A 25,643-nucleotide genomic window follows, 5' to 3' on the forward strand; every position below is an offset into this window, starting at 1 on the left:
AAGACTATTCTTTTTGTAAAAGGTTTAATTATAGTTCTTTATAAAATGTTCTATTTTTTTAGCAGCTATATGATACGAGGCCTTTAAAGCACCAACAGAAGTGTATAGAACCTCAGAAATTTCTTCATATTTCATTTCATCAAAGTACTTCATATTAAATACCAGTTGTTGTTTTTGGGGTAATGTAGCAATTGCTTTTTGCAAAATAAGTTGAATTTCATCACCAGAAAACCAATAATCACTATCTAAAGTAGAAGTGAGCTGTAGTTGATAATCAGAAATATGAATGTTTTTTTCTTTAGCTTTTTTGTTTATAAAAGTTATAGCTTCGTTAGTAGCGATTCTATACATCCAAGAATATAGCTTACTATCTCTTTTAAAATGATCAATGTTTTTGAAAATTTTTACAAAAGTGTTTTGTAAAACATCGTCTGAGTCTTCATGAGAAATTACTATTTTTCGTATATGCCAATACAATCGCTCTTTATATTGCGATACAAGGCTTTTAAAAGCAACCTCTTTGGTGGTAGATTGCTGTAATTGATCTATAAGTGTAATTTCGTCAATCAACTAAAACTATTTAGCTGTTAGACTTTAAAGATAGTAAAAGGTTTAAAAATAGTAGCAAAAAGACTATTTAATTCTTTTTTGTACACCCAAATAAACGTTTTTCTTTAATAGTTTCAGATACTCCTTTAGGTAACATTTCTTCCCATCCATCTTCTCCGTTTTTTATCTTTTTTAAAACTTTTCTTGAGAAAATATGTAAAATATTAGGGTCAAAATTTTTAATATCAATTAATCTACCGTTGTTTTTAAAGAACTTATAAAGTTCTTTCATTCTAGGGTGCACTTTAAGGTTTTCACTAGTTATATACTCACCTGTTTCCTCATTTTTGTAAGGATACATATATACTTTTAAGTCTCTGTAAAAAAGTTTACCAAAAGCCTCTAAAATACCACCACTTAAATCACGATAGTATTTTTCATCAAAAATTTGAATTAAGTTGTAAACTCCCATAGCAAGTCCCATACGTTCTTTAGTATACTCGCTAAAGTATTCTACTAACTTAAAATATTCTTGATAATTGGTAATCATTACGTTTTGACCGAGAGAACATAATAGTTCAGCTCTATCTAAGAAATCACGTTCATTAATTTCACCTTCAGCACGAAGGTTACTTAAAGTGATTTCAAAAATAATTTTAGTTTTCTTAGGGTCTACTTTATTCTCACTAAAGAATAATTGTTTAGCACGCTCAAACATATCCATGTTTACCTTAGTTACAGGTCTGTAACTACCACGAAGTGCTAAAATATTCTTTTTGTAAAGTACTTGTGCAGGTAATAAGTTATTTCCGTCAGGACCAAACATTACAGCATTTGTCATTCCGTTTTTAACAAGTTGCAAACTCATTAAACGATTATCAACATACATAAAGCGAGGTCCAGAGAAGTTGATCATGTCAATTTCTAAACGGTCTTTATCAATATTATCATAAAAAGACTTTAATAAGTCTTTTGGATTGTCATTTAAGTAATAAGCTCCATAAATTAAGTTTACACCTAAAACACCTAATGTTTCTTGTTGTTGACGTGCATCAGTTTCTTTAAAACGAAGGTGTAAAACAATTTCGTTGTAATCTTCTAACGGGTCTAATTGAAAACGAATACCAACCCAACCATGACCTTTAAACTTCTTTGTGAAGTTAATAGTAGCTACTGTGTTAGCGTAACTAAAAAAAAGTTTATCAGGATGTTTTTGACGATCAAGTCGTTCCTCAATTAACTCCATTTCATGCTTTAGCATTTTTTTTAATCGAGGTTCAGTAACGTAACGATTGTCTTTTTCAATTCCATAAATGGCATCAGAGAAATCTTTATCATAAGCACTCATAGCTTTTGCTATAGTACCAGATGCTCCACCAGCTCTAAAAAAATTACGAACAGTTTCTTGACCAGCTCCAATCTCTGCAAAAGTTCCATATATATGAGCGTTTAAATTAATTTTTAACGACTTCATTTTGGTAGTTGGTACAGTACTTATTTTTTGATCTCCTTTTAACGTAATTGCCATTTTGTTGTTTTTAGTTACGTATTACAAATGTACTGAAATTAGGAACTATCAGACAATTTTTGTTGTATTTTTGTGGTGAAAATGAAGAAAAAAAATCAAGTAAAAATAACTTTTTTAGGAACAGGAACTTCTACTGGAGTTCCGATGCTTACAAGTAAGCACCCTGTAGCTTTATCTAAGAACCCAAAAGACAAACGATTACGGTCTTCAGTGCTGGTTTCGTGGAATAATATTAATTATGTGATTGATTGTGGTCCAGACTTTCGTCAGCAAATGATGCGTGAAAAAGTAGCTTCAATTAACGGAATTTTATTTACACATGAACATGCAGATCATATAGCTGGTTTGGATGAAATTCGTCCGTATTGTTTTCAAATAGGACCAGTACCTATCTACTTAACAGAAAGAGTGCTAAATGTTTTAAAAAAACGATACGATTATATTTTTGCAACTGAAAATAGATACCCGAGTGCACCAAGTGTAGCGCCAACTATTGTTTCACACAAAGAAAGTTTTGAGTTGGATGGAGTAGAGGTAACACCAATTGAAGTAATGCATGGCGATTTACCAATTCTCGGATATCGTTTTAATAATGTAGCGTATATAACCGATATTAAAACTATTTCTGAAGAGGAGAAAGAAAAGCTAAAGAGTCTAGATGTTTTAGTCATTACAGGTTTACGAAAAGAACCGCATAACACACATTTTAATTTAGAAGAAGCCCTAAAGTTTATAGAAGAAATTAATCCCCAAAAAGCGTATTTAACGCATATTAGCGAACTTTTAGGTTTGCATGAAGAGGTAGAAAAAGAATTACCTGAAAATGTGTTTTTAGCATATGATGGATTACAAGTTTAGTATTAAAAATATCAATACTACAATCAATATTAATTACTTAAAGTAATTGATGGTTTTAGAATAGCTTCTTATTTTTACTTTAAATATTTATAACATGAAAATTATTATATCACCAGCAAAATCGTTAGACTTTGAAAACAAAGTTACTACCGATGTATATACACAACCTAGGTTTTTAGAACAATCTGAAAAGTTGAATAAGAAGCTAAAAACACTTTCAAGGAAAAAGTTGAGTGAGTTAATGAAGATTTCAGATGATTTAGCAAGGTTAAATTATGAAAGAAATCAAGATTGGAAGCCTCCTTTTTCTTTAGATAATGCAAAACAAGCAGTGTTTGCTTTTACAGGTGAAGTTTATAGAGGGATTGATACTAATTCTATTTCGGAAGATAAAATTCCAGTTTTACAAGATAAGTTGAGAATTTTATCAGGATTGTACGGATTATTAAAGCCATTGGATTTAATTCAGCCATACCGCTTAGAAATGGGAACTAGGTTAAAAGTAGGTAGAAGAGAAAATTTATATAAGTTTTGGGATACTATATTAGCGGAATCATTAAATGAAGAGTTAGAGGGTGGTGAGTTGTTAATTAACTTAGCAAGTGCAGAATATTTTAAAGCACTTCCTAAAAAAACATTAAAAGTACCTATGATAACTCCAGTTTTTAAAGATTTTAAAAACGGACAGTATAAGACTATTATGACGTTTGCTAAAAAAGCTCGTGGATTAATGGTGCGCTATATTATAGATAATAATGTAGAGACTTTAAAAGAGTTAAAAGGTTTTGATGTTGACGGATATGGTTTTTCTGAAGAAATGTCTAATGAAACAGATTTAGTATTTACAAGATAAATGAAACGAAAAAAAGTTGCTATTCTTTTTCTTTTAAGTTGTTTGCTAGTTGTTATTTTTATTTACGTTTCAAATAAAGTAATAATTAATAATGCAGAAGGAAAGTTATTTAATACTACGGGAGCAATACCCAAAAATAAAGTAGGGTTGTTGTTAGGGACAGTGAAGTATCTTTCTGATGGAAGAGTAAACTTGTATTATCAATTTCGATTGAATGCTGCAGTGGAATTATACAAAGCAAAAAAGATTGATTTTATTTTAGTAAGTGGTGATAATGGCTCTGAGGGATACGATGAGCCCACTGATTTTAAAAACGATTTAATAGAAGCTGGAATTCCTGAAAATAAAATTTACTTGGATTATGCGGGGTTCAGAACATTGGATTCCATGGTGAGGGTGAAAGAAATATTTGGTCAAACCTCTATAACTATTATATCTCAACAATTCCATAATGAAAGGGCTTTATACTTAGCAAATCATTTTGATATTGACGCAATAGGCTTTAATGCTAAAGGAGTTTCAGGTAAAAAAGCAATAAAAGTCCAGCTAAGAGAATACTTAGCTAGAGTAAAAGTTTTTGTTGATATTCTTTTTAATATAAAGCCTAAGTTTTTAGGAAAGCCTATTGAAATTAAATAAGGATTAACAATCAGCTAATCGTACAGTTACAGCTAATCCTCCTTCTGAGGTTTCCTTATAATTTTTATTCATATCTTTAGCGGTTTCCCACATAGTATCAATTACTTTGTCTAAAGGGACTTTAGACTCTTTTGGGTTAGTTTCTAAGGCTAATTCAGCAGCGTTAATAGCTTTAATAGCTCCCATAGCATTACGTTCAATACAAGGTACCTGTACTAATCCGCCAATAGGGTCACAAGTAAGTCCTAAGTGATGTTCCATGGCAATTTCAGCAGCAACTAAACATTGTGATGGAGTTCCTCCTAATAATTCAGTTAAAGCAGCAGCAGCCATAGCTGATGATACTCCAATTTCAGCTTGACAACCACCCATAGCAGCAGAAATCGTAGCATTTTTCTTAAAAATACTTCCTATTTCTCCAGCAACTAGTAAGAATTTTTTAACGTCTTCAAAAGTAGCATCGTGATTTTCTATTACTAAATAATACATTATTACAGCAGGAATTACTCCGGCACTTCCATTAGTAGGAGCAGTAACAACTCTACCTAAAGCAGCATTTACTTCATTAACCGACAAGGCTAAACAACTTACCCATTTTAAAATTTCACGAAACTTAACTTCTGTAGCTCTAATAGATGTAATCCATTCCTGCTGATTGCTATATTCAGCATCTTTAATAAGTTTTTGATGTGTTTCAAATGCACGTCGCTTTACATTTAATCCACCAGGTAAAATTCCCTTAGTATGACAACCAATATACATACATTCTAACATGGTATTCCATATACGGTGTAACTCTTTATCAATTTCTTCAGCAGAATTAATTACGAGTTCGTTTTGGTATACAATATCAGAAATATTCAAGCCTTCCTTTTCACAATAAGCTTCTAGTTCAGTAGCTCTGTTTATTGGAAACGGAAAGTTTTGTTTGTTAATTTCAATATCCTCAGCAAGATTATCGTCTTCTTGTACAATAAAACCTCCACCAATAGAGTAATAGGTTTCAGTTGAAATTTCTACCCCATTAGCGTATCCTCTAAAAGTCATTCCATTCGCATGAAAAGGTAAAAATTCTTTGTTAAATTTTACTGAGTTATTAGCAAAGACAATATTCTTTTCATTATTAAAAAATAATAGCTCTTTAGTTTGAATATCACTAATAACTACATCAATAGTTTCAATAGGAATATACTCTGGATCAGCACCACTTAAACCAAGTAAAACGGCTAAATCTGTCGCATGCCCTTTACCAGTTAACGAAAGAGAACCATACAAATCTACTTTGATCTCTTCAATTAAAAGAAATTCATTCGTTTCTTTTAATTTTTGTATCCATTGTTGGGCCGCTCTCCAAGGGCCAAGGGTATGAGAGCTAGAAGGTCCCACCCCAATTTTAAGCATATCAAAAACGCTAATAAATTGCGACATAAATGTAAGTTGTTTGTTAACGGCTAAAATAAAAAAATCCTGTATTTAAAACTTAAATACAGGATTTATATTTATTAAAAGAGTGTTATTACATCCCGTAAACAGATTCTTTGTCAAATTTCTTTACTAACATGTAGTATACTACAGCACGGTACTTGTTTCTTTCAGACTTTCCAATTCTCTCCATAACTTCTCCAATAGCCTTATCTAATTCAGATCCATCAGCTAAACCTAATTTTTTCATTAAGAAATTTTTCTTAACGGTTTCTAGTTCTTTAGGATCACTACCAGATACTGTTTCAGCATCATTTTTATAAATAGAAGGTCCTAAACCTTTTGTAACAGCAGTTAATAAATCAGTGTTAGAACGGATATCTCTATCGTCCATAAATTTTTTATAAAGCGCTACTTTTTCGTCAAATTTACTCATGATTTTTTGTTTAAAATTAGATATTAATTTTTTGTTCTTCCAAATATAGAAAAATAATTAACTCTTTCAAACAACTTAGTGTTAATAAGAAAGAGAGACAATATTGTTAATTAAATTGTTGAAAAGAAATAAACAGATAGGTAAATAGGTGCTGTTCTTGTAGTAATTTTATATAAATTCAAATCTGTAGCCTATGTCATTATCAAAATTTGAATCCATGTTGAAAACCAATGAGGTATATTTTTTTGATGCTGTAGAATTTGAAACAATTATAGAGCATTATTTAAATATAGGTAAACAGTCGTTGGCAAAAAAAGCTGTACAGTTAGGTTTGGAGCAGCATCCATCTTCAATTCAATTAAAATTAATGAAAGTAGAAATTTTAATTTTTGAAGATCAATTGCATGAAGCAATAAAGATGTTATCTAATATTGAAGCTGTAGAACCTCATAATGATGAGGTTTTTATCCAAAAAGCAATTATTCTATCTAAAAAGAAGAAGCATACTGAAGCAATTGCTATTTTAAAAGAATCTTTACAGTATATAGAAGATCCATCCGATGTTTGGTCAATGATAGGTATGGAGTATTTATACCTTGATGATTTTGAAAATGCACGCTTAAACTTCGCTAAATGTATAGAGGTAGATTATGAAGATTATTCATCATTATACAACATTGTGTATTGCTTTGACATGGAAGGTAGTCATAAAGATGCAATTAAGTTTTTAAATGCATATTTAGATAAGAATCCCTACTGTGAAGTTGCATGGCATCAATTAGGAAAGCAATATTTTGAGTTAGGAATGTATAAAGAGTCATTAACAGCTTTTGACTATGCAGTATTAATTGATGATAGTTTTATTGGAGGGTATTTAGAAAAAGCAAAAACCTTAGAAGAGCTAAATCGTTACGAAGAAGCTATAGAAAATTACTTAGTAACATTAGAGTTAGATGATCCAACAGCTTATGCATACATAAGAATAGGAGAGTGTTATGAAAAGCTAAATAATACACAAACAGCTATTCATTTTTATAAAAAAGCAGTGCATGAAGATCCTCTTTTAGATAGAGGTTGGATTTTACTAACGAATGCTTGTTACAATCAAGAGAACTATCAAAAGGCATTATATTATATAAATAAAGCTATTCATATAGATGAAGCAAACGTTTTGTATTGGAGACGTTACGGAGATATTAATTTGAAGCTTAATTTTTACGAAGAATCAGTTAAAGCCTTTAAAACTTGTTTGTCACTAGGAGATAAAGAAATTGAAATATATGTAGCGTTGGCTGATATTTTATTGTTTTTAGGAGAGTTTAACGAAGCTCTTAAGATATTAATTCAAGCAAAAAAAACATATAAAGAGTTTGCAGAAATAGAGTACAGGTTGTGTGGGTTATTTATGATTCTTGGTAAAGAAGAATATAGTATAACACACCTGAAAAATGCTCTAGCAATCGATTTTGAATATCATACAATCATAAAAGAGTTGTATCCTTCTGTTTTTGAAAAAGACAGCATACAAAAAATCATTTCTAGTTACGATAAAGCTGTACAATAAATACTTAAAATAGTTGTATTAGATTCTTTTTATTAGGAGATATATTTCCATATCTTTTTCAGTATTAATATAGAAATTAAAGTAATTACTGAAAGTGTAATAGCAAGAGTTATTTCACCATAAATCCAGTTTCCGGTAGCAAATAAGAAGCTGTATACACCAATAGTTCCAGTTACGAATCCAACAATTTTAAATCCAACATTTTTAAATTTATCTTCTCCTTCAAAAATAAGGCTGTCAAAATTTTCTAATGTTTTAGTATCTGTAGGTTGTGTGAAAAGAGTTACAATAATCCACCCAATAGTTGTGATAAAAACACCGATGATTAACTGCCAATAGCTAGCAATTTCTATGATTGGAGTTTCCATTTTTCCATTGATAAAAAAGAATAGAGCAATAATAAAAGAAATAGCCATAGCAGCAATTTCACTATAAGGGTTTATTCTACTCCAAAACCAACGTAAAATAAACAATAGTCCTGTACCAGCACCAATTTGTAGTAATAAGTCGAAAACACTTTTGGCTGATTGTAAATAGAAAGAAAATAATGCAGCACAAAGCATTAGTACTACAGTTGATATTCTACCAACTACAACTTTTTGTTTTTCTGAAGCATTTTTATTGATAAATCTACTATAAAAATCATTTACTACATATGAGCTTCCCCAATTCAATTGAGTAGAAATCGTACTCATAAAAGCAGCTATTAACGATGTTAATACAATTCCTAATAAGCCAGTAGGTAAGTATGTCATCATAGCAGCATAACCAACATCATGACCTTGCATTTCTGCTGTTAAACTAGGAAAAGCTTGATTCATACTATCTAAACTTGGAAAGATAATTAATGAAGCGAGTCCGACAATAATCCATGGCCAAGGACGTAAAGCGTAATGAGCGAAATTAAAAAATAAAGTAGCCCATGTTGCATTTTTTTCGTCTTTAGCAGCTAACATTCGTTGTGCAATATAACCACCACCACCAGGTTCCGCACCAGGATACCAAGTACTCCACCATTGTACAGCAAAAGGGATAATAAACAACGTAATAAGAGCCTCTTTATCTGAAAAATCAGGAAGCATTGCTAGTTTATCACTCACGTTGGGGTGTGTTAATAAATTTGAAAGTCCGTTGATTTCAGGCAAATTTATAATATAGATAGTAGCCCAGACTGAACCAATCATGGCAATTAAAAACTGAACAAAATCAGTAAGTAATACGCCTTTTAATCCACCTAAAGAAGAATAAATAACTACAATTATAGATGAGTATAGTAGCATTTCCCCTTGAGAAATTCCTAATAAAATATTGGCAATTTTGGCACCAGCTAAACATACACCAGCCATAGTAATTACATTGAAAATAACTCCTAAATAAATAGCTCTAAAACCTCTTAAAAAGCTTGCCATTTTACCAGAGTACCGTAATTCATAAAACTCTAAATCTGTTGTAATTCCTGATTTTCTCCACAACTTAGCATAAAAAAATACGGTTAACATTCCTGTAAGTAGCATTGCCCACCAAACCCAGTTTCCTGAAACACCATTTTTTCTAACCAATTCAGTTACTAATCCAGGAGTATCTGCAGCAAAAGTAGTTGCTACCATAGAAACACCTAATAACCACCAAGGCATGTTTCTTCCTGATAAAAAGAATTCAGAACTATTCTTACCTGCTGATTTTGAGGCCCAAATTCCGATGAATAAGGATATAATAAAGAAGGCAACTATAATTATAAAATCTAAACTACTTAAATTAACCATGAATTTATTTTTGGCTTAAACTTAATTAAATTTTGTTAGTCTTATAAAAAAAATCTACTAAATACATCGTTAGGTTGTTAAACAGCATAAAACTATTAATTATTGTTATTCGTATTTAAAATAACCTGCTTTGTGTTTGATAGGTATTTGCGCCCTATAGGAATTCGTTTCTTATTTATTGTTAAAGAGTTTCCTTCTACATAATTTATTTTATCGATTGAAATTGTGTATGAGCGATGTATTCTTAGAAAAAGGTCATTAGGTAACTCTTCTGAAATACTGGTTAGAGATTTATGCACAATATGATTATCGGTAATAGTACTAACCTTTATGTAGTCTTTTAAACTTTCTATGTATAGAATGTCTTTATATTTAATTTTAACAAGCTTTTTATCTACTTTTAAAAAGATATAAGCATCGTTTTTTTGTGAAATATTATAGCTAGTATTAGAAATACGTTGAGTAAGTTTATTAACTGTTTTTAAAAAACGATTAAAAGGAATTGGTTTAACTAAGTAATCAAGAGCATCAAGTTCATATGCATCTATAGCAAACTCTCTATATGCGGTAGTTATTACTACATGAGATTTTAAAGTTATATTTTTTATAAACTCTATGCCATTCATTTTTGGCATATTAATATCTAAAAAAATGACATCTATATTTTCATTTTCAATAACATTAATAGCATCGATAGGATTGTTAAAAGTACCAACAACGTTAAAGTTTTTAAATTTCTCTAAATGCTTTTGAATAACTTTAATAGCAAAAGGCTCATCATCAATTATAATAGTATTAATTTTCACTTTTATAAAGGTATATTTAGGGTTACACAGTAATTATTTTTATTTTTTGAAAAAGATAAGTCGTAGCTGTTTTTGTAAAGTAAGTTTAATCGTCTTTTAGTATTTATATTTCCAATACCATTTTTTTCACTATTCTTAAACAAGCTATCTTTTTCATAAGAGTTTTTTATTGAAAACAGTAATCGGTTTTCAGGTTGTTTTTCGATACTAATGTATATATAAAAGTTAGGACTACTTTTATTTCCGTGTTTAAAACTATTTTCAATAAATGATAAAAAAATGAGTGGAGGTATTTTTACATTATCTATTTCTCCACTAATTTCAATATTTATTATTGCATCTTTATGGCATCTTAATCTTTCTAAGTCGATATAGTTCTGAATGTGTTGTACTTCGTTAAGTAGTTTTACTTTTGGTTTTGTTACATCATAAATAACATACTGCATTATATTAGATAATTTTAAAACGACCTCTGGTGCTTGTTCAGATTGTTCTAATGTAAGTGCGTATAAATTATTTAATGTATTAAAGAAAAAGTGAGGTTGAATTTGTGTTTTTAAAAAATTAAGTTCACTTTTTAGTTGTTCTTTTTGTAAAGTAGCAATTCTTTTCTTTTGATAAACCCAGTCTATCGTAAATTTAATAGCAGTAGCCAAAGCAAGTACATAAAGCTCACCTAAGGTAACAGCAATAATATGATTAAAAGTGAAAGCTTGTTGGTGGCCATCAGATTCTGGCCAGATGTTTTTTGTAACTAATAAATAATTTAATCCTGTTCTAATTATATATAAAAAGCCCAATGAAGCAATCAATAAAAAAATATAAGTTTTATATTTTCTTTTGGTTAAAAAATTAGGGACAAGAAAGTATATGCTAGTGTAAACAAGAATAATATGTAAAGGAAATTCAATTAAATTTGATTTAAGAGAATACCAATAATCCCCAAAATAGCTCCCCCATCTAACTACATTAAAGCAAAAATAACTAACCCAAAAAATAACATGATATTTTCTTGGTATGGTTTTATTATTTTTTAAAGAAGCTAATGATTTCATTTTATAAAAATCATGAAAGTAGCTATTTTAAACTATACCAGGTAGTTTTTGTTAAAAAAAGTACAAAAGTTTAAAAAAAGATGTCGTTTGTTGTTTTTTTTGTGTTGTTGGTATATTATTTTTTTAAGAAAAAGAATTAAACATAAATTTAGCTTAAATTCTTTTTAATTAACCACTCGTATGAAAAAAAATAAAATACTACTGTTCTTTTGGGGTTTTATGTTGTTTAGTATAATCATTACCGCACAAGAAAAAGTAATAATAGGTAAGGTAACATCTGCAACTGATGGTTTACCTTTACCAGGAGTAAATGTAATTGTTAAAGGAACAACAAAGGGAACCGAAGCTGACTTTAACGGTAAGTATACTATAAAAGCGTCAAAAGGAAATGTTTTAGTTTTTTCTTTTGTTGGAATGAAAAAGGTAGAAGTTGTAGTAGAAACTAATACAATAAATGTAGCCTTAGAAGAATCGAATCTGTTAGAAGAAGTTGTTGTAACAGCATTAGGTATTAAAAAAGAATCGAAAAAGCTAGGTTATTCTTTACAAACTATAAAAAGTAAAGACCTAAACAAAGTTAAAACAACCAACATAACAAATGCTTTATCAGGAAAGGTCACTGGGGTTCAAATAAATCAAAACGGTTCAGGAGTAGCTGGTTCCGCATCCATAAATATTAGAGGGGTTTCTTCCTTAGTATCAAATAATCCACTTATTGTAATAGATGGAGTTATCGTAGATAATACAGGTTTAGGGCAAGGAAGCTTTACTGGTGGGCTTGATTATGGTAACGCTTTGGCAGACATAAACCCAGAAGATGTTCAAAGTATAAATGTATTAAAAGGGGGGAACGCAACGGCTCTTTATGGTTATAGGGGCGCGAGTGGAGTTATTGTAGTAACAACAAAAGGAGGTAAAGAAGGAAAAGTAAAGATTGATTTTAGCTCTAGCACAACACTTGATAATGTTTTAGTAGCTCCTAGATTACAAAATAGTTATGGGCAAGGAACATATAATGCAGCTACAAATTCGTTAGAATATGATATAACTAAATCGGGAAGTTGGGGACCAAAATTAGATGGCTCTCAAAGAATAAGGTTTGATGGAGTAGGAACCGATGTTTATAAAGCAAATCCAAATAGTTTCAAAGACTTTTACAAAACGGGCTCAACTTTTATAAACTCAATAAGTGCATCAGGAGGAAATAAAGTGTCTAACTATAGATTGTCTTATACAAACTTAACCAACGCTCCAGTATTGAAAGGTAGTGATTTTGAAAGAAACAGTATTTTGTTAAATACCTTTACCAATATAACAGATAAGTTAAAGGTACAGGCCAAAATTTCATATATAAACAATACAGCTACGAATAGACCAGATATTACAGATGGGCAAGCAAATACAGTTAGAGCATTAATTTTGAAACCTCGTAATATATCTAATCAAATACTCTCTGAAAATTATATAAAGTCAGATGGAAAACCAAATAACTACGGAGGAGGAGCTTTTACGATGAACCCTTATTATGCGGTAAACACTAAAATAAATGAAGATGATAAAAATAGGTTTACAGGGTTATTAAGTGCAACATATCAGGTTACAGAAAACTTATCAGCCACAGCAAGATATTCGAGAGATCAAAGTAATTATGCAGCATCAATTTATCAACCTATAGGAGCTTTTGATATAGCGCCAACAGGAGGGTTAGTAGAAATAACAAATCAATCAGTTTTAAATAACCTAGATTTAATGATGTTCTATAATGGTAATATAACAGATAAACTATCACTAGACGCAACTTTTGGGTTCAATAGTGTTGAAACTAATTCAAAAACAAATAGAACACAAGCTAATGATTTATTAGATGAAGATTTATTTTCAGTAAATAACTTTACTTACAAGAGTGTTTCTACATTTTTGAATAGAACAAAATCTCAATCATTATTTGGAAGCGTACAATTAGGGTATAACAATTATGCATTTATAGAGCTTACAGCTAGAAATGATTGGAGTTCTACTTTACCAGAGGAAAATGCTTCATTCTTTTATCCATCAATAGGAACTAGCTTTTTGTTAGGTGAAATATTTAATATTAAAACAGAAAAAATAAATAGATTAAAATTAAGGGCAAGTGCAGCAAGAACAGGTAACGCAACTTTACCTCATTTATTAAGCTCTGTTTTTACAGTTACTTCAAAACCTTATAACGGATTATCACTATTATACTTAGGTAACTCTCAATTACCAGCTGGAGATGCAGAAGAAGGAGCTTCACCAGGATACATCATACCTAACTCAAATTTAAAGGCAGAATTATCTACCGAATATGAAATAGGTTTAGATGCTAGCTTTTTTGAAAATAGATTGGGAATAGATTTTACATATTACAATAAAGAAACTAAAAATCAAATACTACAAATATCATTACCAGCAACTTCTGGAGCGCAAAGTAAGTTGATAAACGCAGGATTAATTAGAAATAGCGGTTTAGAAATAGCTTTGACAGGTACACCTATAAAGAATAAAAACTTTTCGTGGAATACAGCCATAAATTTCACAAAAAATGAAAACAGAATAGAAAAATTAGTTGACGGTCTCCCTTCAACTATACTAGCCCGTCAGTTTAATGATGTTATTCAACTTGTAGCAACAGAAGGTAGTTTATATGGAGACTTAGTAGGGTCTACATTTAAAAGAGATAACGATGGTAATAAAATTTATGACACCGATGGACTGCCAATAGTAGGAGAAGCAGGAGTAATAGGAAACGTAACTCCAGACTTTTTAATGGGTATCACCAATACATTTACCTATAAAAATTTTGAATTAGATTTCTTAATAGATATACGTTCAGGTGGGGATGTTTTCTCTTTTACAGACCGATTAGCAGGAGTACAAGGAACCGATGAAATAACTTTACAAGGAAGAACCTTTTATGAAGGAGGTCAAGGAATTCTTGTACCAGAAGGAACAACCATTGAAGGAGGAGCTTTACCGTCAAATATAGTTACTAGAGGAGTAGACCCACAAACTTATTACAATAGGTTAGGGAATATTTCAGAAAACTGGATTTCTGATGCAAGTTTTGTAAAGTTAAGACAGTTGTCACTTACTTATAATTTGTCCCCAAATTTTTTAAAGAAATTTTCAATTTCAAAGGCATCAATAAGTTACGTAGGGAGAAATTTAGCAATACTTCATAAGAACACAAGAAACTTTGATCCAGAAGTAGGGTTTAATACGGCAATTCAAGGAATTGAGTTTTTTGATATGCCTTCTACTTCAAGTCATGGGTTAAAATTAGCAGTATCCTTTTAAAAAAAACATACTATAATATTATGAATAATAGAAATAAAAAAAATAGTATTAAAATTGCCAATATTGCTTTAATACTAATTGTAATAGCTTCAACTTTTTCTTGTACAAGTGATTTTGAAGAGATAAACAGAAACCCGAATTTACCAACTAATGCAAGAGCAGAAAACCTTTTAGGAGGAGTTCAGTATTTTACATTTGCAGAACCCAGATTTGTATCATGGAGAGGTAACTTATTATATACCTCTCAATTTGCACATCAATTTACAACAAATGTTCAAGGTACTTGGTGGGCAGGTGTTGATAGTTATCAAAATGATCAAGGTTGGACCAATGGTGTTTTTGATCAACCGTATAAAAAGAGCAGTATTAACTTAAGAGCTTTATTGATAGAGTATCAGGATCTTAATGATGTACGTGGTATGGCCATCACAAGAATAATGATGTCTATGTTTACTCAAAAAATGACAGATATTTTTGGAAACGTACCTCATAAAGAAATAATAGTTCCTCAAATAGAAGTATTAAGTCCAAAATATGAAACACAAAAAGAAATCTATAAGTTTATAATAGAAGACTTGAAAGAACAGATGAATATTATTGGAGCTTCTACAGAAACTATTAATGGCGCAAAAGGAGATTTTATTTATCAAGGTGACCCACAAAAATGGAAAGTTTTAGCAAATACATTACGTTTGAGAATGGCCTTGCGAAGTAGAGATGCATTTATTGCAGAAGGAGAATCGAGTTTCATTGACGCAGTTATTAATGACTGTTTATCAAATCCACTAATAGATGATAGTAATGAAGCTACTCTTGAAAGGTCAAAAGAACCTTTAATTAATGCAAATTTAGATGGAGGTTTTGAAGATGTTTATTGGGGGTTTGCTGGTTTAGGTTCTAAATGGGTACCAACCGAACGCTATGTAAGTTTATTAAGAGATAATAATGATCCTAGATTAGCAGAAATTCTTACAGAAGCAGAAAATGGTGGATATAAAGGTAGTTTTGTAAACATACGTACAGCTCCAGAATGGGAAGACATGGCAAAACCTAGCGAAAAAATTATAGGAAAAGGATTAAGTGACTTAAAAGACCAAGTAGATGTAATGGTTTTAACAGCAGCAGAGTCTAACTTTTTACAAGCAGAAGCAGCTTTGTTAGGCTATGCAGGAAATGCAAATACATCTTATCAAGCAGGAATTTCATCTAGTATACGTTTTTGGGGTGCTGAATCAGGAGCCTTTATTACAAGTGAACCTATAGCAACATTATCAGGAAGTAACGAAGAGCAGTTGAGGCAAGTATATAACCAACGTTGGTTATCCTCGTTAACAAATGGTTACGAAAGTTGGAGTTTGGTAAGAAGGACAAATTTAATACCACAAATTACAGATAATACTAATTATTGGGTTTCTCAACCAAATAACGGTAATGTACCAAATAGGTTACCGTATTCATCAACAGAAAAGACATTAAATAAAGAAAATATTACTGTAGCAATACAGCAACAAGGACCAGATGAGATGAATACTAAGTTGTGGTGGGATATGGATTAAGTAAACTTTGTTTTAACTCCCTCCTTTGTAAATTATCTTATATAATTTAAGGATTTACATTTAATCGTCAAGCGAGAATATGTTTAATTATTCTCGCTTGTTTTTTGTCTAGTGTTTAATGCTTTTAGTCGAAAAAAAAGATAAAAAAGGGAAGTAATAAATAAATTTACCTAAAAGACAAAAACATGATTGGAGATATAAAAACCTATAATAGAGAAGCAATTGTTCATAAACCAGCAGGACAATTTGAAGAAACTAGATTTGAGAAAATCCATAATATAATTTTTAATAATTCACTCCAGGCTTCCAAAATAGTAGCACATGAAATTGCTGATTTAATTAAACAAAAAGCTAAAGAAAATAAAAAGTGTGTTTTAGGGTTAGCAACAGGTTCTTCACCAATTAAAGTTTATGAAGAATTGGTAAGATTACATAAAGAAGAAGGTTTAAGCTTTAATAATGTGATTACGTTCAATCTTGATGAATATTTACCAATGAAGACTAATGATGTACAGAGCTACTATTATTTTATGCACGAGCACTTGTTCAATCATGTAGATATCTTGTCAGAAAACATTCATATTCCGGATGGAACTTTATCATCAGAAGAGATTTATCAATATTGTATAGATTATGAATTAAAAATAAAAGAAGCAGGAGGATTAGATTTTCAATTATTAGGAATAGGGAGAACAGGTCACATAGGCTTTAACGAACCAGGATCTCATTATAACTCAAGTACAAGAAGTATAACCTTAGATCATGTTACGAGACAAGATGCTGCCTCAAGTTTTTTAGGAATAGATAATGTTCCTAAAAAAGCAATTACTATGGGAATAAGTACCATAAAAAAAGCAAAAAGAATTGTTTTATTAGCATGGGGTGTAAACAAAGCAAAAGTTATACAACATACTATTGAAGGAAAAATATCTCCACAAATACCAGCTACTTACCTGCAAGACCATAAGAATACTACATTTATTTTAGATGTAGAATCGGCTTCAGAACTTACAAGAATAAAAACACCGTGGTTGGTAATGTCTTGTTTTTGGAGTAAAGAGCTAAAAAAGAAAGCTGTTTTCTGGTTAAGTGAAAAAGTAAAAAAACCAATATTAAAGCTTACCGATAAGGATTACAATGAAAACGGAATGTCAGGATTATTAGCAGAAGAAGGGAGTGCTTACAGTTTAAATATAAAAATTTTTAATGCATTACAACACACTATTACAGGCTGGCCTGGAGGAAAACCTAATGCAGATGATACAAATAGACCTGAAAGAGAAACACCTCATAAAAAAAGAATAATAATTTTTAGTCCACATCCAGATGACGATGTAATATCTATGGGAGGTACTTTTGATAGGTTAATTGAGCAAGGACACGAGGTTCATGTGGCTTACCAAACCTCTGGTAGTATTGCTGTAACCGATGAAGATGCTTTAAAGTTTGCTGAAGTGGCTAAAGTGCTTACCACAGACAAGGATCATTTAAATAAAGTGATTTTTAAGATTAATGAAAATAATAAAAAAGCAGTAGCTTCAAAAGAAGTACAACTTTTAAAAGGAACTATTAGAAAAGCAGAATCATATGCTGCTACCCGTTATTTAGGATTACCAGATGAATTTGTACACTTTTTAAACCTTCCTTTTTATGAGACAGGGAAAGTAAAGAAAAATAACTTATCTGATGTTGATGTGAAAATTATGCGTGATTTAATAGAAGAGGTAAAGCCTCATCAAATATACGCCGCAGGTGATTTAGCCGATCCTCATGGAACTCATAAAGTGTGTTTAGATGCTCTTTTTGAAGCTTTAAAACAATTAAAGCCTAAAAAAATGATGGAAGATTGCTGGGTATGGTTGTATAGAGGAGCATGGTTTGAATGGGAACCTTTTGAGATTGAAATGGCAGTACCACTTAGTCCAGATCAAGTTATAAAAAAGCGACATGCTATTTTTTATCACCAATCACAAAAAGATAAAGTAATGTTTAGAGGAGATGATACAAGAGAATTCTGGGTAAGAGCAGAAGATAGGAATAGATTAACTGCTGAAAAGTATCATGATTTGGGAATGGCAAATTACGCAGCAATCGAAGCATTTAAAAGACATTATTTTTAAAAAACTACTTCATGATTAGATCTTCTAAAAACATATTTATTGTCTTATGGCTAATTTGTATTAGCATAAAAGCACAAGATAAATTAAGGAACGAACTTAACTTAATGCCATGGCCGCAAGAGTTAACAAAAACTAATACGAAGCTTGTAGTTGACGCTAGCTTTACTATAAGTGTGCAAAAAAAAGAAGGTAGAGTATATAATTATGCAAGAAATATTATTAGACGGATAACAGATAAAACAGGTGTTTTTATAAGTGAAGGTTTCCCTAGGTTAAATGCTAAAAACACAACAATTAAAGTTGAGTTTGATAAAATAGAAAAACTGGGTATTCATGTAGATGAGTCTTATGTTTTAGAAGTAAAAGAACAAGAAGTTTTAATAAAGGCTAAAACGGATGTCGGAGCAATTAGAGCTCTTGAAACAGTAGTACAGTTAATAACTTTTGATGAAGAAAATTTTTTCATCCCTGGTGTACTTATTAAAGACTCTCCTAGATTTGTGTGGAGAGGTTTAATGATAGATGTTGCGAGACACTTTCAACCAGTACATGTTATTAAGCGAAATTTAAGAGCTATGGCAGCTTTAAAGATGAATGTTTTTCATTGGCATTTGTCAGATGACCAAGGTTATAGAATAGAATCAAAAGTATTTCCAAAATTACATAAAGAAGCTTCTGATGATCTTTATTATACACATAGTGAAATAAAAAATGTAATTCATTATGCTAATTCTTTAGGTATACGTGTGATACCAGAAATAGACGTACCTGGACATGCAACAGCAATATTAACAGCATACCCTGAGTTAGGAAGCAAAAAAAACGAGAAATATGAATTAGAACGTTACTCAGGTGTTTTCGATCCAACATTAGACCCCACTAATGCAGAAGTATATGTGTTTTTAGATAAATTGTTTTCAGAAGTAACAGCGTTGTTTCCTGATGAATATTTTCATATTGGAGGAGATGAAAATGAAGGTAAACATTGGAATGAAAATAAAGAAATTTCAAAATTTAAAAAAGAGCATAATCTTAAAAGCAATCATGAGCTACAAACATATTTTAATATAAAGCTTCAAAAAATATTATCGAAATACAATAAAAAGTTAATGGGGTGGGATGAGATAATGACCAAAAATATGCCCAAAACTGCTATTATTCATTCGTGGAGAGGGGTTAATGAGGGGTTTGAAAAAGGAACTTTAGTAAAAGCAGTAAAAAAAGGTTACAATGTTGTACTATCTAACGATTATTATATAGATAGGTTACAGTCAGTTAATTACCATTATATGATTGATCCTATAGGTAATAAAAAATTAACCAAAGAAGAAGAGCAAAGAGTTTTAGGAGGAGAAGTAACGATGTGGAGTGAATTGGTAACACCATTAACTATAGATTCACGTATTTGGCCTAGAACAGCAGCAATAGCAGAACGTTTTTGGTCTTCTAAAAAAGTAAATAGTATAGCTAACATGCGTAAAAGATTAACAGTAGTCAATGATAATCTGGAGCTTATAGGTGTAACTAATAAAAGTAGTGTAGAAGTTGTTTTAAGAAATATAACAAAGACAAATACAATTGAACCATTAAAGGTATTGACTGGAGTATACGAACCTTTAAAAGTCTATACTAGAAACAAAGGAGGTACAGAATATAAAACGTTCTCACCTTTTATACTTTTTGCAGATGCTTGTGCAGCAGATGCAGCAGATGCATATACTTTTAATGTATTAGTAAGTGATTTTATTAAAACACCTAACGAAGTTAAAAAATCGGAAATAATTAAATACTTTATTAAGTGGGAAAAAGGTTATACAGATTTTTTAAAATTACCAAACAATCCTATTTTAAATAAGTATAGGAAGCATTATAAATCGCTACATCAAACAGCATTATTTTGTTTAGAACTGTTAGAAAACCCAGCGTTATCTAAAAAAGATAGAAAAGAGTTGGAAAAACAAATAGAATTTTTAAAAACACCATTAGAAGATACAGAGTTAATGGTTGTACAAAGCATAGAAAAGCTATATAATTATTCATTGTTAACTCTTCAAAAAAGTATTAATAATGAAGACTAATGTTACATTAAAAGAAATAGCAATAAAAACTGGGTTTTCAATATCTACAGTTTCAAAAGCATTAAATAATAGTTATGAAATAAGTAATGTAACAAAGAAAAACATAAATGATGTGGCAAAGTCTTTATGCTACAAACCCAATTTTTTTGCAAAGAATTTAAAAAAAAGAAAAAATTATATCATAGGAGTAATTGTACCAAATTTTAAAGATGATTTTATATATAATTTTATCAATGCAATCATAGAAGAATCTAGTAGTAAAGAGCACAGAGTAATGTTATACCAAACATGTAATAGTTTGCAAAAAGAAAGTACATACATAAAATTACTTTCAGATGATTTAATAGATGGACTCATAGTTTATACTCATAATACTTCAATAACTGATTATACCAAACAACTAAAAGGTATACTTTTTACAATAGTTCGTAAGAAAGATAGTAAAAATGAAACCGGCTTGTTAAAAGCAAACCAAATAGAAGGGTTAACATTGGGTAAAAAAGTAATTAATGATTTAATTTTTCGAATAAAATCAAAAACCTCATAAATGATTTTAATTGCAGATAGTGGTTCTACAAAATGTGATTGGATTGTTTTTAACGTCAACCAAAGCAACATTCAATCTAGAATTAGAACAAAAGGAATAAATCCGTCGATCTTAAAAAAGAAAGCAATTCATAAGACTATTAGAAGTTCAAAAGAATTGATAGCTTGTAAAGAAGAAATCAGTTTCATATATTTTTTTGGAGCAGGGTGTAACAATGAAAAAAGTAAAGAGAAAATACAAAGTGTTCTGTTACATTATTATAGCAATGCAAAAAAAATAGAAATACAAGAAGATATAATGTTAGCAGTGTTGTCAGCGTCTATAGAACCATCAGTAGTTTGTATTTTAGGAACAGGTTCAAACTGTTGTTTTTTTGATGGAAATAAAATAGAAAAGCGCATAACATCAATGGGGTATTTATTAATGGATGAAGGTAGTGGTAATCACTTAGGAAAGCAATTATTAAAAGCGTACTATTTTAATGAATTACCTAACGATTTAAAATTTTCTTTTGAAAAAGAATTTAATTTAAACTCAGATAAAGTATTATCTAAATTATACAATTCAAAAACACCTAATAAGTACTTAGCAAAATACGCTCGGTTTTTATTTACAAATATAGAAAACAGTTATGTACAAGAGTTGGTAGCATCTTGTGTTTCAGAATTTATAAATAAACAATTAATAACTTACAAAGAAGAATTAGAAAAAAAACCTCTGTATTTTATAGGTTCGGTGGCATATCATGCAAAAAAAATAATAAATGAAGAATTGGCAAAAAATAATTTAAAACCAGTAACTTTATTTATAAGAAGACCACTTACAATGTTCATACAAAAAATACAAAATAACCCTAAGCTTTTGGAAAAATCATTTTCTTAATTTTTATGGAAGAATAACTTTAATTGAGTAAATTTGATATTCGTTATTTATGAAGAAAATTAAAAAAATAGCAGTAATGACTTCTGGGGGAGATTCTCCTGGAATGAACGCAGCGATACGTTCTGTGGTAAGGACTTGTGCTTATTATCGTACAGAATGTATGGGGATTTATAGGGGGTATCAAGGATTGATAGAAGGAGACCTAATTCCGTTAACCGCACGAAGTGTAAATAATATTATTAACAAAGGAGGAACGATATTAAAATCGGCTCGCTCAAAAGACTTTAGAACTAAAGAAGGAAGACAAAAAGCCTACGAAAGCTTACAAAAGAATAAGGTAGATGCCTTGGTGGTAATTGGAGGAGATGGTTCTTTTACAGGAGGAGTAATTTTTAATAAAGAGTTTAATTTTCCTATTATAGGTATTCCTGGTACAATAGATAATGATATTTCTGGAACAAGTCATACACTTGGTTATGATACCGCTTTAAACACAGCTGTAGAAGCAATTGATAAAATTAGAGATACCGCATCTTCTCATAATAGATTATTCTTTGTTGAGGTTATGGGGCGTGACGCAGGGTTTATAGCATTAAATGCAGGTGTAGGAGCTGGTGCTGAGGAAATTTTAATTCCTGAAGAAGATTTAGGATTAGAAAGAATGTTAGAGTCGTTAAAGAAAAGTAGAAGATCAGGGAAGTCATCAAGCATTGTAGTCGTTTCCGAAGGAGATAAAACAGGAAAAAATGTATTTGAACTAGCAGATTATGTAGAAAAGAACTTACCTGAATACGAAGTAAGAGTATCTGTATTAGGTCACATGCAACGCGGAGGATCGCCAACTTGTTTTGATAGAGTTTTAGCAAGTAGGTTAGGGGTAAGCGCTGTTGAGTTATTACTTGATGGGAAAACCAATTTGATGGTAGGATTAAAAGATAATAAAGTAATTGCTACCGATCTAGAAAAAGCAATCAAAGGTCAACATAAAATTGATACTGAATTATTAAGAGTATCAGATATAATGACCACTTAAACACGAATATAAAATTTATTAATAATGATAAAAATAGGAATTAACGGATTTGGAAGAATTGGTCGATTAGCGTTCCGTTCTGCAATAAAAAGAGGCAACATTCAAGTTGTGGCTATTAACGATTTGTTAGATGTAGATTATTTAGCCTATTTATTGAAGTATGATTCTGTTCATGGACGTTTTGAAGGAGATATTGAAGTTAAAGAAGGAAACTTAGTTGTAAACGGACAAACAATAAGAATTACTGCGGAAAGAAATCCTGAAAATTTAAAATGGAATGAAGTAGGGGCAGAATATGTAATTGAATCTACTGGTTTTTTTACAGATAAAGATAAGGCAGCACTGCATATTACTGGAGGGGCTAAGAAAGTAATTATTTCAGCACCTTCTAAAGATGCTAATATGTATGTAATGGGAGTAAATCATAAAGATTTGAAAGATGATGAAGTAATTTTTTCTAATGCCTCTTGTACAACAAACTGTTTAGCACCGTTAACGAAAGTTATCCATGATAATTTTGGGTTGAAAGAAGGATTAATGACTACGGTACATGCAGCAACATCAACACAAAATACTGTAGATGGACCAAACAGTAAATGGCGTAGAGGACGTTCAGTAATTAACAATATTATTCCTACATCAACAGGAGCAGCAAAAGCAGTAACAAAGGTTATTCCAGAATTAGAGGGTAAATTAACAGGAATGGCAGTTAGAGTTCCTGTAGCTGATGTCTCTTTAGTTGATTTAACATTTAGAACTGATAAAGCAACTTCATTAAAAGAGGTTTTAGCAGCTTTAAAAGAAGCTTCAGAAGGTGAATTAAAAGGAATTATCGGATATACAGAAGATGAAGTAGTATCACAAGATTTTGTTTCTGAAACTAGAACTTCTGTAATAGATGCGGATGCTTGTTTAGAGTTAAACGAAAACTTTTTTAAAGTAATTTCTTGGTACGATAATGAGTTTGGGTATGCTACAAAAATTGTAGATTTATTAGAGTATTCAGCATCTTTATAAAAACATAAAATATTTTGTAATATTGTATTCCCGCTTTTAGTGGGAATATTTTTTTAAACACTATTTTATGGAAATAGCAATTATAGCACATGATGGAATGAAAGCTGAAATGGTTCAGTTTTTAAATGAACATAAAGAAGTTTTACGTCAAAAAAGTATCCAGTTAATCTCAACAGGAACGACAGGAGAAAAGGCTGAAAAAGCAGGTTTTGAAGTAACAAAGTTTTTATCAGGGCCTATTGGTGGTGATGCACAAATTGCTGGTAGAGTAGCAGAAGGGAAATGTCAAATGGTATTGTTTTTTAGAGATCCTTTAGCAAAACATCCACATGAACCAGATATTTCTATGCTTATGCGTTTATGTGATGTACATGATGTTCCGTTAGCAACGAATCCTGCAACAGCAGAACTGTTAATTAAAGCAATTTAAAAGATTATAAATAAAAAGAGAAACATAATTGTTTCTCTTTTTATGGTAACTTATTAAAACGTTTTGCTCCTTGTCTTGTGTATAAACACTTATTTATGGTTTTTAAGAAATTTTTCAGTTGTCAATACGTCTGAATAATAATAATCTAAGGCGGCTAGAAAAGATTTTTGAACTTCGCTAGCTTTTACATTTTCTCCATTTACTTCTAAATCTTTGGTTGCACAAGCATCTCCAATAACAATGCATTCAAAACCAAAGTCTTTGGCTGCTCTTGTTGTTGCATCCACGCACATATGTGTCATCATTCCACAAATCACTAACTTTTCTACCTTTATTTCATTTAAAGTTTTTAGCAATTCGGTTTCTCTAAAACTGTTTGGAAAGTGTTTGGTTATTATATTTTCCCCGTCTATTGGTTCCACGTTTTTGTGAATCTCCACACCTTGAGTTTTTGGAATAAAAAAAGAAGAACCAGAGCGAGTTGATTTATGTTGAATATGGATAACAGGAAGTTTTTTACTTCTAAATTCACTCAAAATTTTCTTAGCGTTTAAACTTGCTTTTTCGGGTTGCGAGAGCTCCATTTTTCCATTTGGAAAGTAATCATTTTGAATGTCAATTAATATTAAGGCTGTTTTCATATTTTCCTTTTTCTGGGCTTGAAGATTAACAGTAAAAATTGTCAATACTACTAGAATTAAAATTCTTTTCATTTGTTTTGCATTGCTCATAATGGTTAAAGTATCCGTTGTTTTAAAGAAGTGATATCGTCAGATAAAAAACACTTTTTTAAAAACTATTATTTAACAGCAATCATACTAATTTCAACATTTACAAACTTAGGTAAGTTAGCAACTTCCACAGTTTCACGAGCAGGAGCAGTAGCATCGTTAAAATATTCACCATAAACAGCATTAATTTTTGAAAAGTTATGCATGTCTGAAATAAAAATAGAAGTTTTAATCACATTTTCAAAAGTCATTTCAGCAGCGGCTAATACTTCTTTCATGTTTAGCATTACTTGTCGTGTTTCTGCTTCAATGGAATCTAAAACTAACTCATCAGTTTCAGGATTAATCGCAATTTGACCTGAAGTATATAAGGTATTTCCACTAAGCACTGCTTGGTTATATGGGCCAATTGGAGCAGGGGCTTTATCAGTTGTAATTATTTTTTTCATTTTTGTTAA

22 protein-coding genes are annotated in these 25,643 nt (G+C 30.7%); 13 read left to right on the forward strand and 9 right to left on the reverse strand.

Features of this window, described 5'->3' with window-relative positions; genetic code table 11:
- Positions 1-24 precede the first annotated feature (24 nt).
- Together ACQYZ7_RS07380 and ACQYZ7_RS07385 are read right to left on the reverse strand one after the other, a co-directional pair.
- Positions 25-570, reverse strand: coding sequence for an RNA polymerase sigma factor (locus ACQYZ7_RS07380; RefSeq protein WP_430729126.1), 546 nt, complete (start codon positions 568-570; stop codon positions 25-27).
- Between the two features lie 67 nt (positions 571-637).
- The gene (locus ACQYZ7_RS07385; protein ID WP_430729127.1) at positions 638-2,077 is read right to left on the reverse strand and encodes a TonB-dependent receptor; all 1,440 of its coding nucleotides are present in this window, start codon (positions 2,075-2,077) and stop codon (positions 638-640) included.
- A gap of 81 nt (positions 2,078-2,158) precedes the next feature.
- Here ACQYZ7_RS07385 and ACQYZ7_RS07390 point away from each other — a divergent pair, with 81 nt between their 5' ends.
- The 3 genes from ACQYZ7_RS07390 to ACQYZ7_RS07400 all read left to right on the forward strand — a co-directional run bounded on the left by ACQYZ7_RS07390 (position 2,159) and on the right by ACQYZ7_RS07400 (position 4,427).
- Positions 2,159-2,935 (forward strand): MBL fold metallo-hydrolase, encoded by a 777-nt coding sequence (locus tag ACQYZ7_RS07390; protein WP_430729128.1) that lies wholly within the window; start codon positions 2,159-2,161, stop codon positions 2,933-2,935.
- Between the two features lie 94 nt (positions 2,936-3,029).
- The gene (gene yaaA / locus ACQYZ7_RS07395; RefSeq protein ID WP_430729129.1) at positions 3,030-3,788 is read left to right on the forward strand and encodes a peroxide stress protein YaaA; all 759 of its coding nucleotides are present in this window, start codon (positions 3,030-3,032) and stop codon (positions 3,786-3,788) included.
- On the forward strand, positions 3,789-4,427 hold the full coding sequence (locus ACQYZ7_RS07400; RefSeq protein WP_430729130.1) for a SanA/YdcF family protein: 639 nt from the start codon (positions 3,789-3,791) through the stop codon (positions 4,425-4,427).
- 3 nt (positions 4,428-4,430) lie between these two features.
- Here the strand turns inward: ACQYZ7_RS07400 and ACQYZ7_RS07405 are convergent, their stop codons facing one another.
- Both ACQYZ7_RS07405 and ACQYZ7_RS07410 read right to left on the reverse strand, forming a co-directional pair.
- On the reverse strand, positions 4,431-5,855 hold the full coding sequence (locus ACQYZ7_RS07405) for an L-serine ammonia-lyase (protein WP_430729131.1): 1,425 nt from the start codon (positions 5,853-5,855) through the stop codon (positions 4,431-4,433).
- 88 nt (positions 5,856-5,943) lie between these two features.
- Positions 5,944-6,285, reverse strand: coding sequence for a DUF2853 family protein (locus ACQYZ7_RS07410; RefSeq protein ID WP_430729132.1), 342 nt, complete (start codon positions 6,283-6,285; stop codon positions 5,944-5,946).
- A 193-nt stretch (positions 6,286-6,478) separates the two neighbouring features.
- On the opposite strand from ACQYZ7_RS07410, the gene ACQYZ7_RS07415 reads away from it, so the two are divergent.
- Positions 6,479-7,849, forward strand: a complete 1,371-nt coding sequence (locus tag ACQYZ7_RS07415) for a tetratricopeptide repeat protein (RefSeq protein ID WP_430729133.1) — start codon at positions 6,479-6,481, stop codon at positions 7,847-7,849.
- A 32-nt stretch (positions 7,850-7,881) separates the two neighbouring features.
- Here ACQYZ7_RS07415 and ACQYZ7_RS07420 read toward each other — a convergent pair whose 3' ends face one another.
- From ACQYZ7_RS07420 to ACQYZ7_RS07430, 3 genes are all read right to left on the reverse strand, one after another.
- Positions 7,882-9,612 (reverse strand): sodium:solute symporter family protein, encoded by a 1,731-nt coding sequence (locus ACQYZ7_RS07420; protein ID WP_430729134.1) that lies wholly within the window; start codon positions 9,610-9,612, stop codon positions 7,882-7,884.
- A gap of 95 nt (positions 9,613-9,707) precedes the next feature.
- Positions 9,708-10,418: a LytR/AlgR family response regulator transcription factor gene (locus ACQYZ7_RS07425; protein ID WP_430729135.1), complete on the reverse strand. Its 711-nt coding sequence runs from the start codon at positions 10,416-10,418 to the stop codon at positions 9,708-9,710.
- A 2-nt stretch (positions 10,419-10,420) separates the two neighbouring features.
- A complete protein-coding gene (locus ACQYZ7_RS07430; RefSeq protein WP_430729136.1) occupies positions 10,421-11,230 on the reverse strand; it encodes a sensor histidine kinase in 810 nt (269 codons plus the stop codon).
- A gap of 423 nt (positions 11,231-11,653) precedes the next feature.
- Here ACQYZ7_RS07430 and ACQYZ7_RS07435 point away from each other — a divergent pair, with 423 nt between their 5' ends.
- The 9 genes from ACQYZ7_RS07435 to ACQYZ7_RS07475 all read left to right on the forward strand — a co-directional run bounded on the left by ACQYZ7_RS07435 (position 11,654) and on the right by ACQYZ7_RS07475 (position 24,454).
- Complete coding sequence (locus ACQYZ7_RS07435; RefSeq protein ID WP_430729137.1) at positions 11,654-14,791, forward strand: SusC/RagA family TonB-linked outer membrane protein; 3,138 nt, start codon at positions 11,654-11,656, stop codon at positions 14,789-14,791.
- 20 nt (positions 14,792-14,811) lie between these two features.
- Positions 14,812-16,347 (forward strand): SusD/RagB family nutrient-binding outer membrane lipoprotein, encoded by a 1,536-nt coding sequence (locus tag ACQYZ7_RS07440; RefSeq protein WP_430729138.1) that lies wholly within the window; start codon positions 14,812-14,814, stop codon positions 16,345-16,347.
- Between the two features lie 185 nt (positions 16,348-16,532).
- Positions 16,533-18,467, forward strand: a complete 1,935-nt coding sequence (gene nagB / locus ACQYZ7_RS07445; RefSeq protein ID WP_430729139.1) for a glucosamine-6-phosphate deaminase — start codon at positions 16,533-16,535, stop codon at positions 18,465-18,467.
- 11 nt (positions 18,468-18,478) lie between these two features.
- Complete coding sequence (locus ACQYZ7_RS07450; RefSeq protein WP_430729140.1) at positions 18,479-20,545, forward strand: beta-N-acetylhexosaminidase; 2,067 nt, start codon at positions 18,479-18,481, stop codon at positions 20,543-20,545.
- Positions 20,535-21,092, forward strand: a complete 558-nt coding sequence (locus ACQYZ7_RS07455; protein WP_430729141.1) for a LacI family DNA-binding transcriptional regulator — start codon at positions 20,535-20,537, stop codon at positions 21,090-21,092. Before ACQYZ7_RS07450 ends, ACQYZ7_RS07455 begins: the two co-directional genes overlap by 11 nt.
- A complete protein-coding gene (locus ACQYZ7_RS07460) occupies positions 21,093-21,974 on the forward strand; it encodes a BadF/BadG/BcrA/BcrD ATPase family protein (protein ID WP_430729142.1) in 882 nt (293 codons plus the stop codon). It begins immediately after the preceding gene.
- A 49-nt stretch (positions 21,975-22,023) separates the two neighbouring features.
- A complete protein-coding gene (gene pfkA / locus ACQYZ7_RS07465) occupies positions 22,024-23,007 on the forward strand; it encodes a 6-phosphofructokinase (protein ID WP_430729143.1) in 984 nt (327 codons plus the stop codon).
- A 24-nt stretch (positions 23,008-23,031) separates the two neighbouring features.
- Positions 23,032-24,024, forward strand: coding sequence for a type I glyceraldehyde-3-phosphate dehydrogenase (gene gap / locus ACQYZ7_RS07470; RefSeq protein WP_430729144.1), 993 nt, complete (start codon positions 23,032-23,034; stop codon positions 24,022-24,024).
- A 67-nt stretch (positions 24,025-24,091) separates the two neighbouring features.
- The gene (locus ACQYZ7_RS07475) at positions 24,092-24,454 is read left to right on the forward strand and encodes a methylglyoxal synthase (protein ID WP_430729145.1); all 363 of its coding nucleotides are present in this window, start codon (positions 24,092-24,094) and stop codon (positions 24,452-24,454) included.
- Positions 24,455-24,543: 89 nt separating this feature from the next.
- Here ACQYZ7_RS07475 and ACQYZ7_RS07480 read toward each other — a convergent pair whose 3' ends face one another.
- Together ACQYZ7_RS07480 and ACQYZ7_RS07485 are read right to left on the reverse strand one after the other, a co-directional pair.
- Positions 24,544-25,167, reverse strand: coding sequence for a cysteine hydrolase family protein (locus ACQYZ7_RS07480; RefSeq protein WP_430729146.1), 624 nt, complete (start codon positions 25,165-25,167; stop codon positions 24,544-24,546).
- A gap of 86 nt (positions 25,168-25,253) precedes the next feature.
- Entirely contained in the window at positions 25,254-25,634 is a 381-nt protein-coding gene (locus ACQYZ7_RS07485; RefSeq protein WP_430729147.1) for a Rid family detoxifying hydrolase, read from the reverse strand.
- Positions 25,635-25,643 lie beyond the last annotated feature (9 nt).

This window comes from Tenacibaculum sp. SDUM215027 (genome assembly GCF_050566205.1).
GTDB lineage: Bacteria > Bacteroidota > Bacteroidia > Flavobacteriales > Flavobacteriaceae > Polaribacter.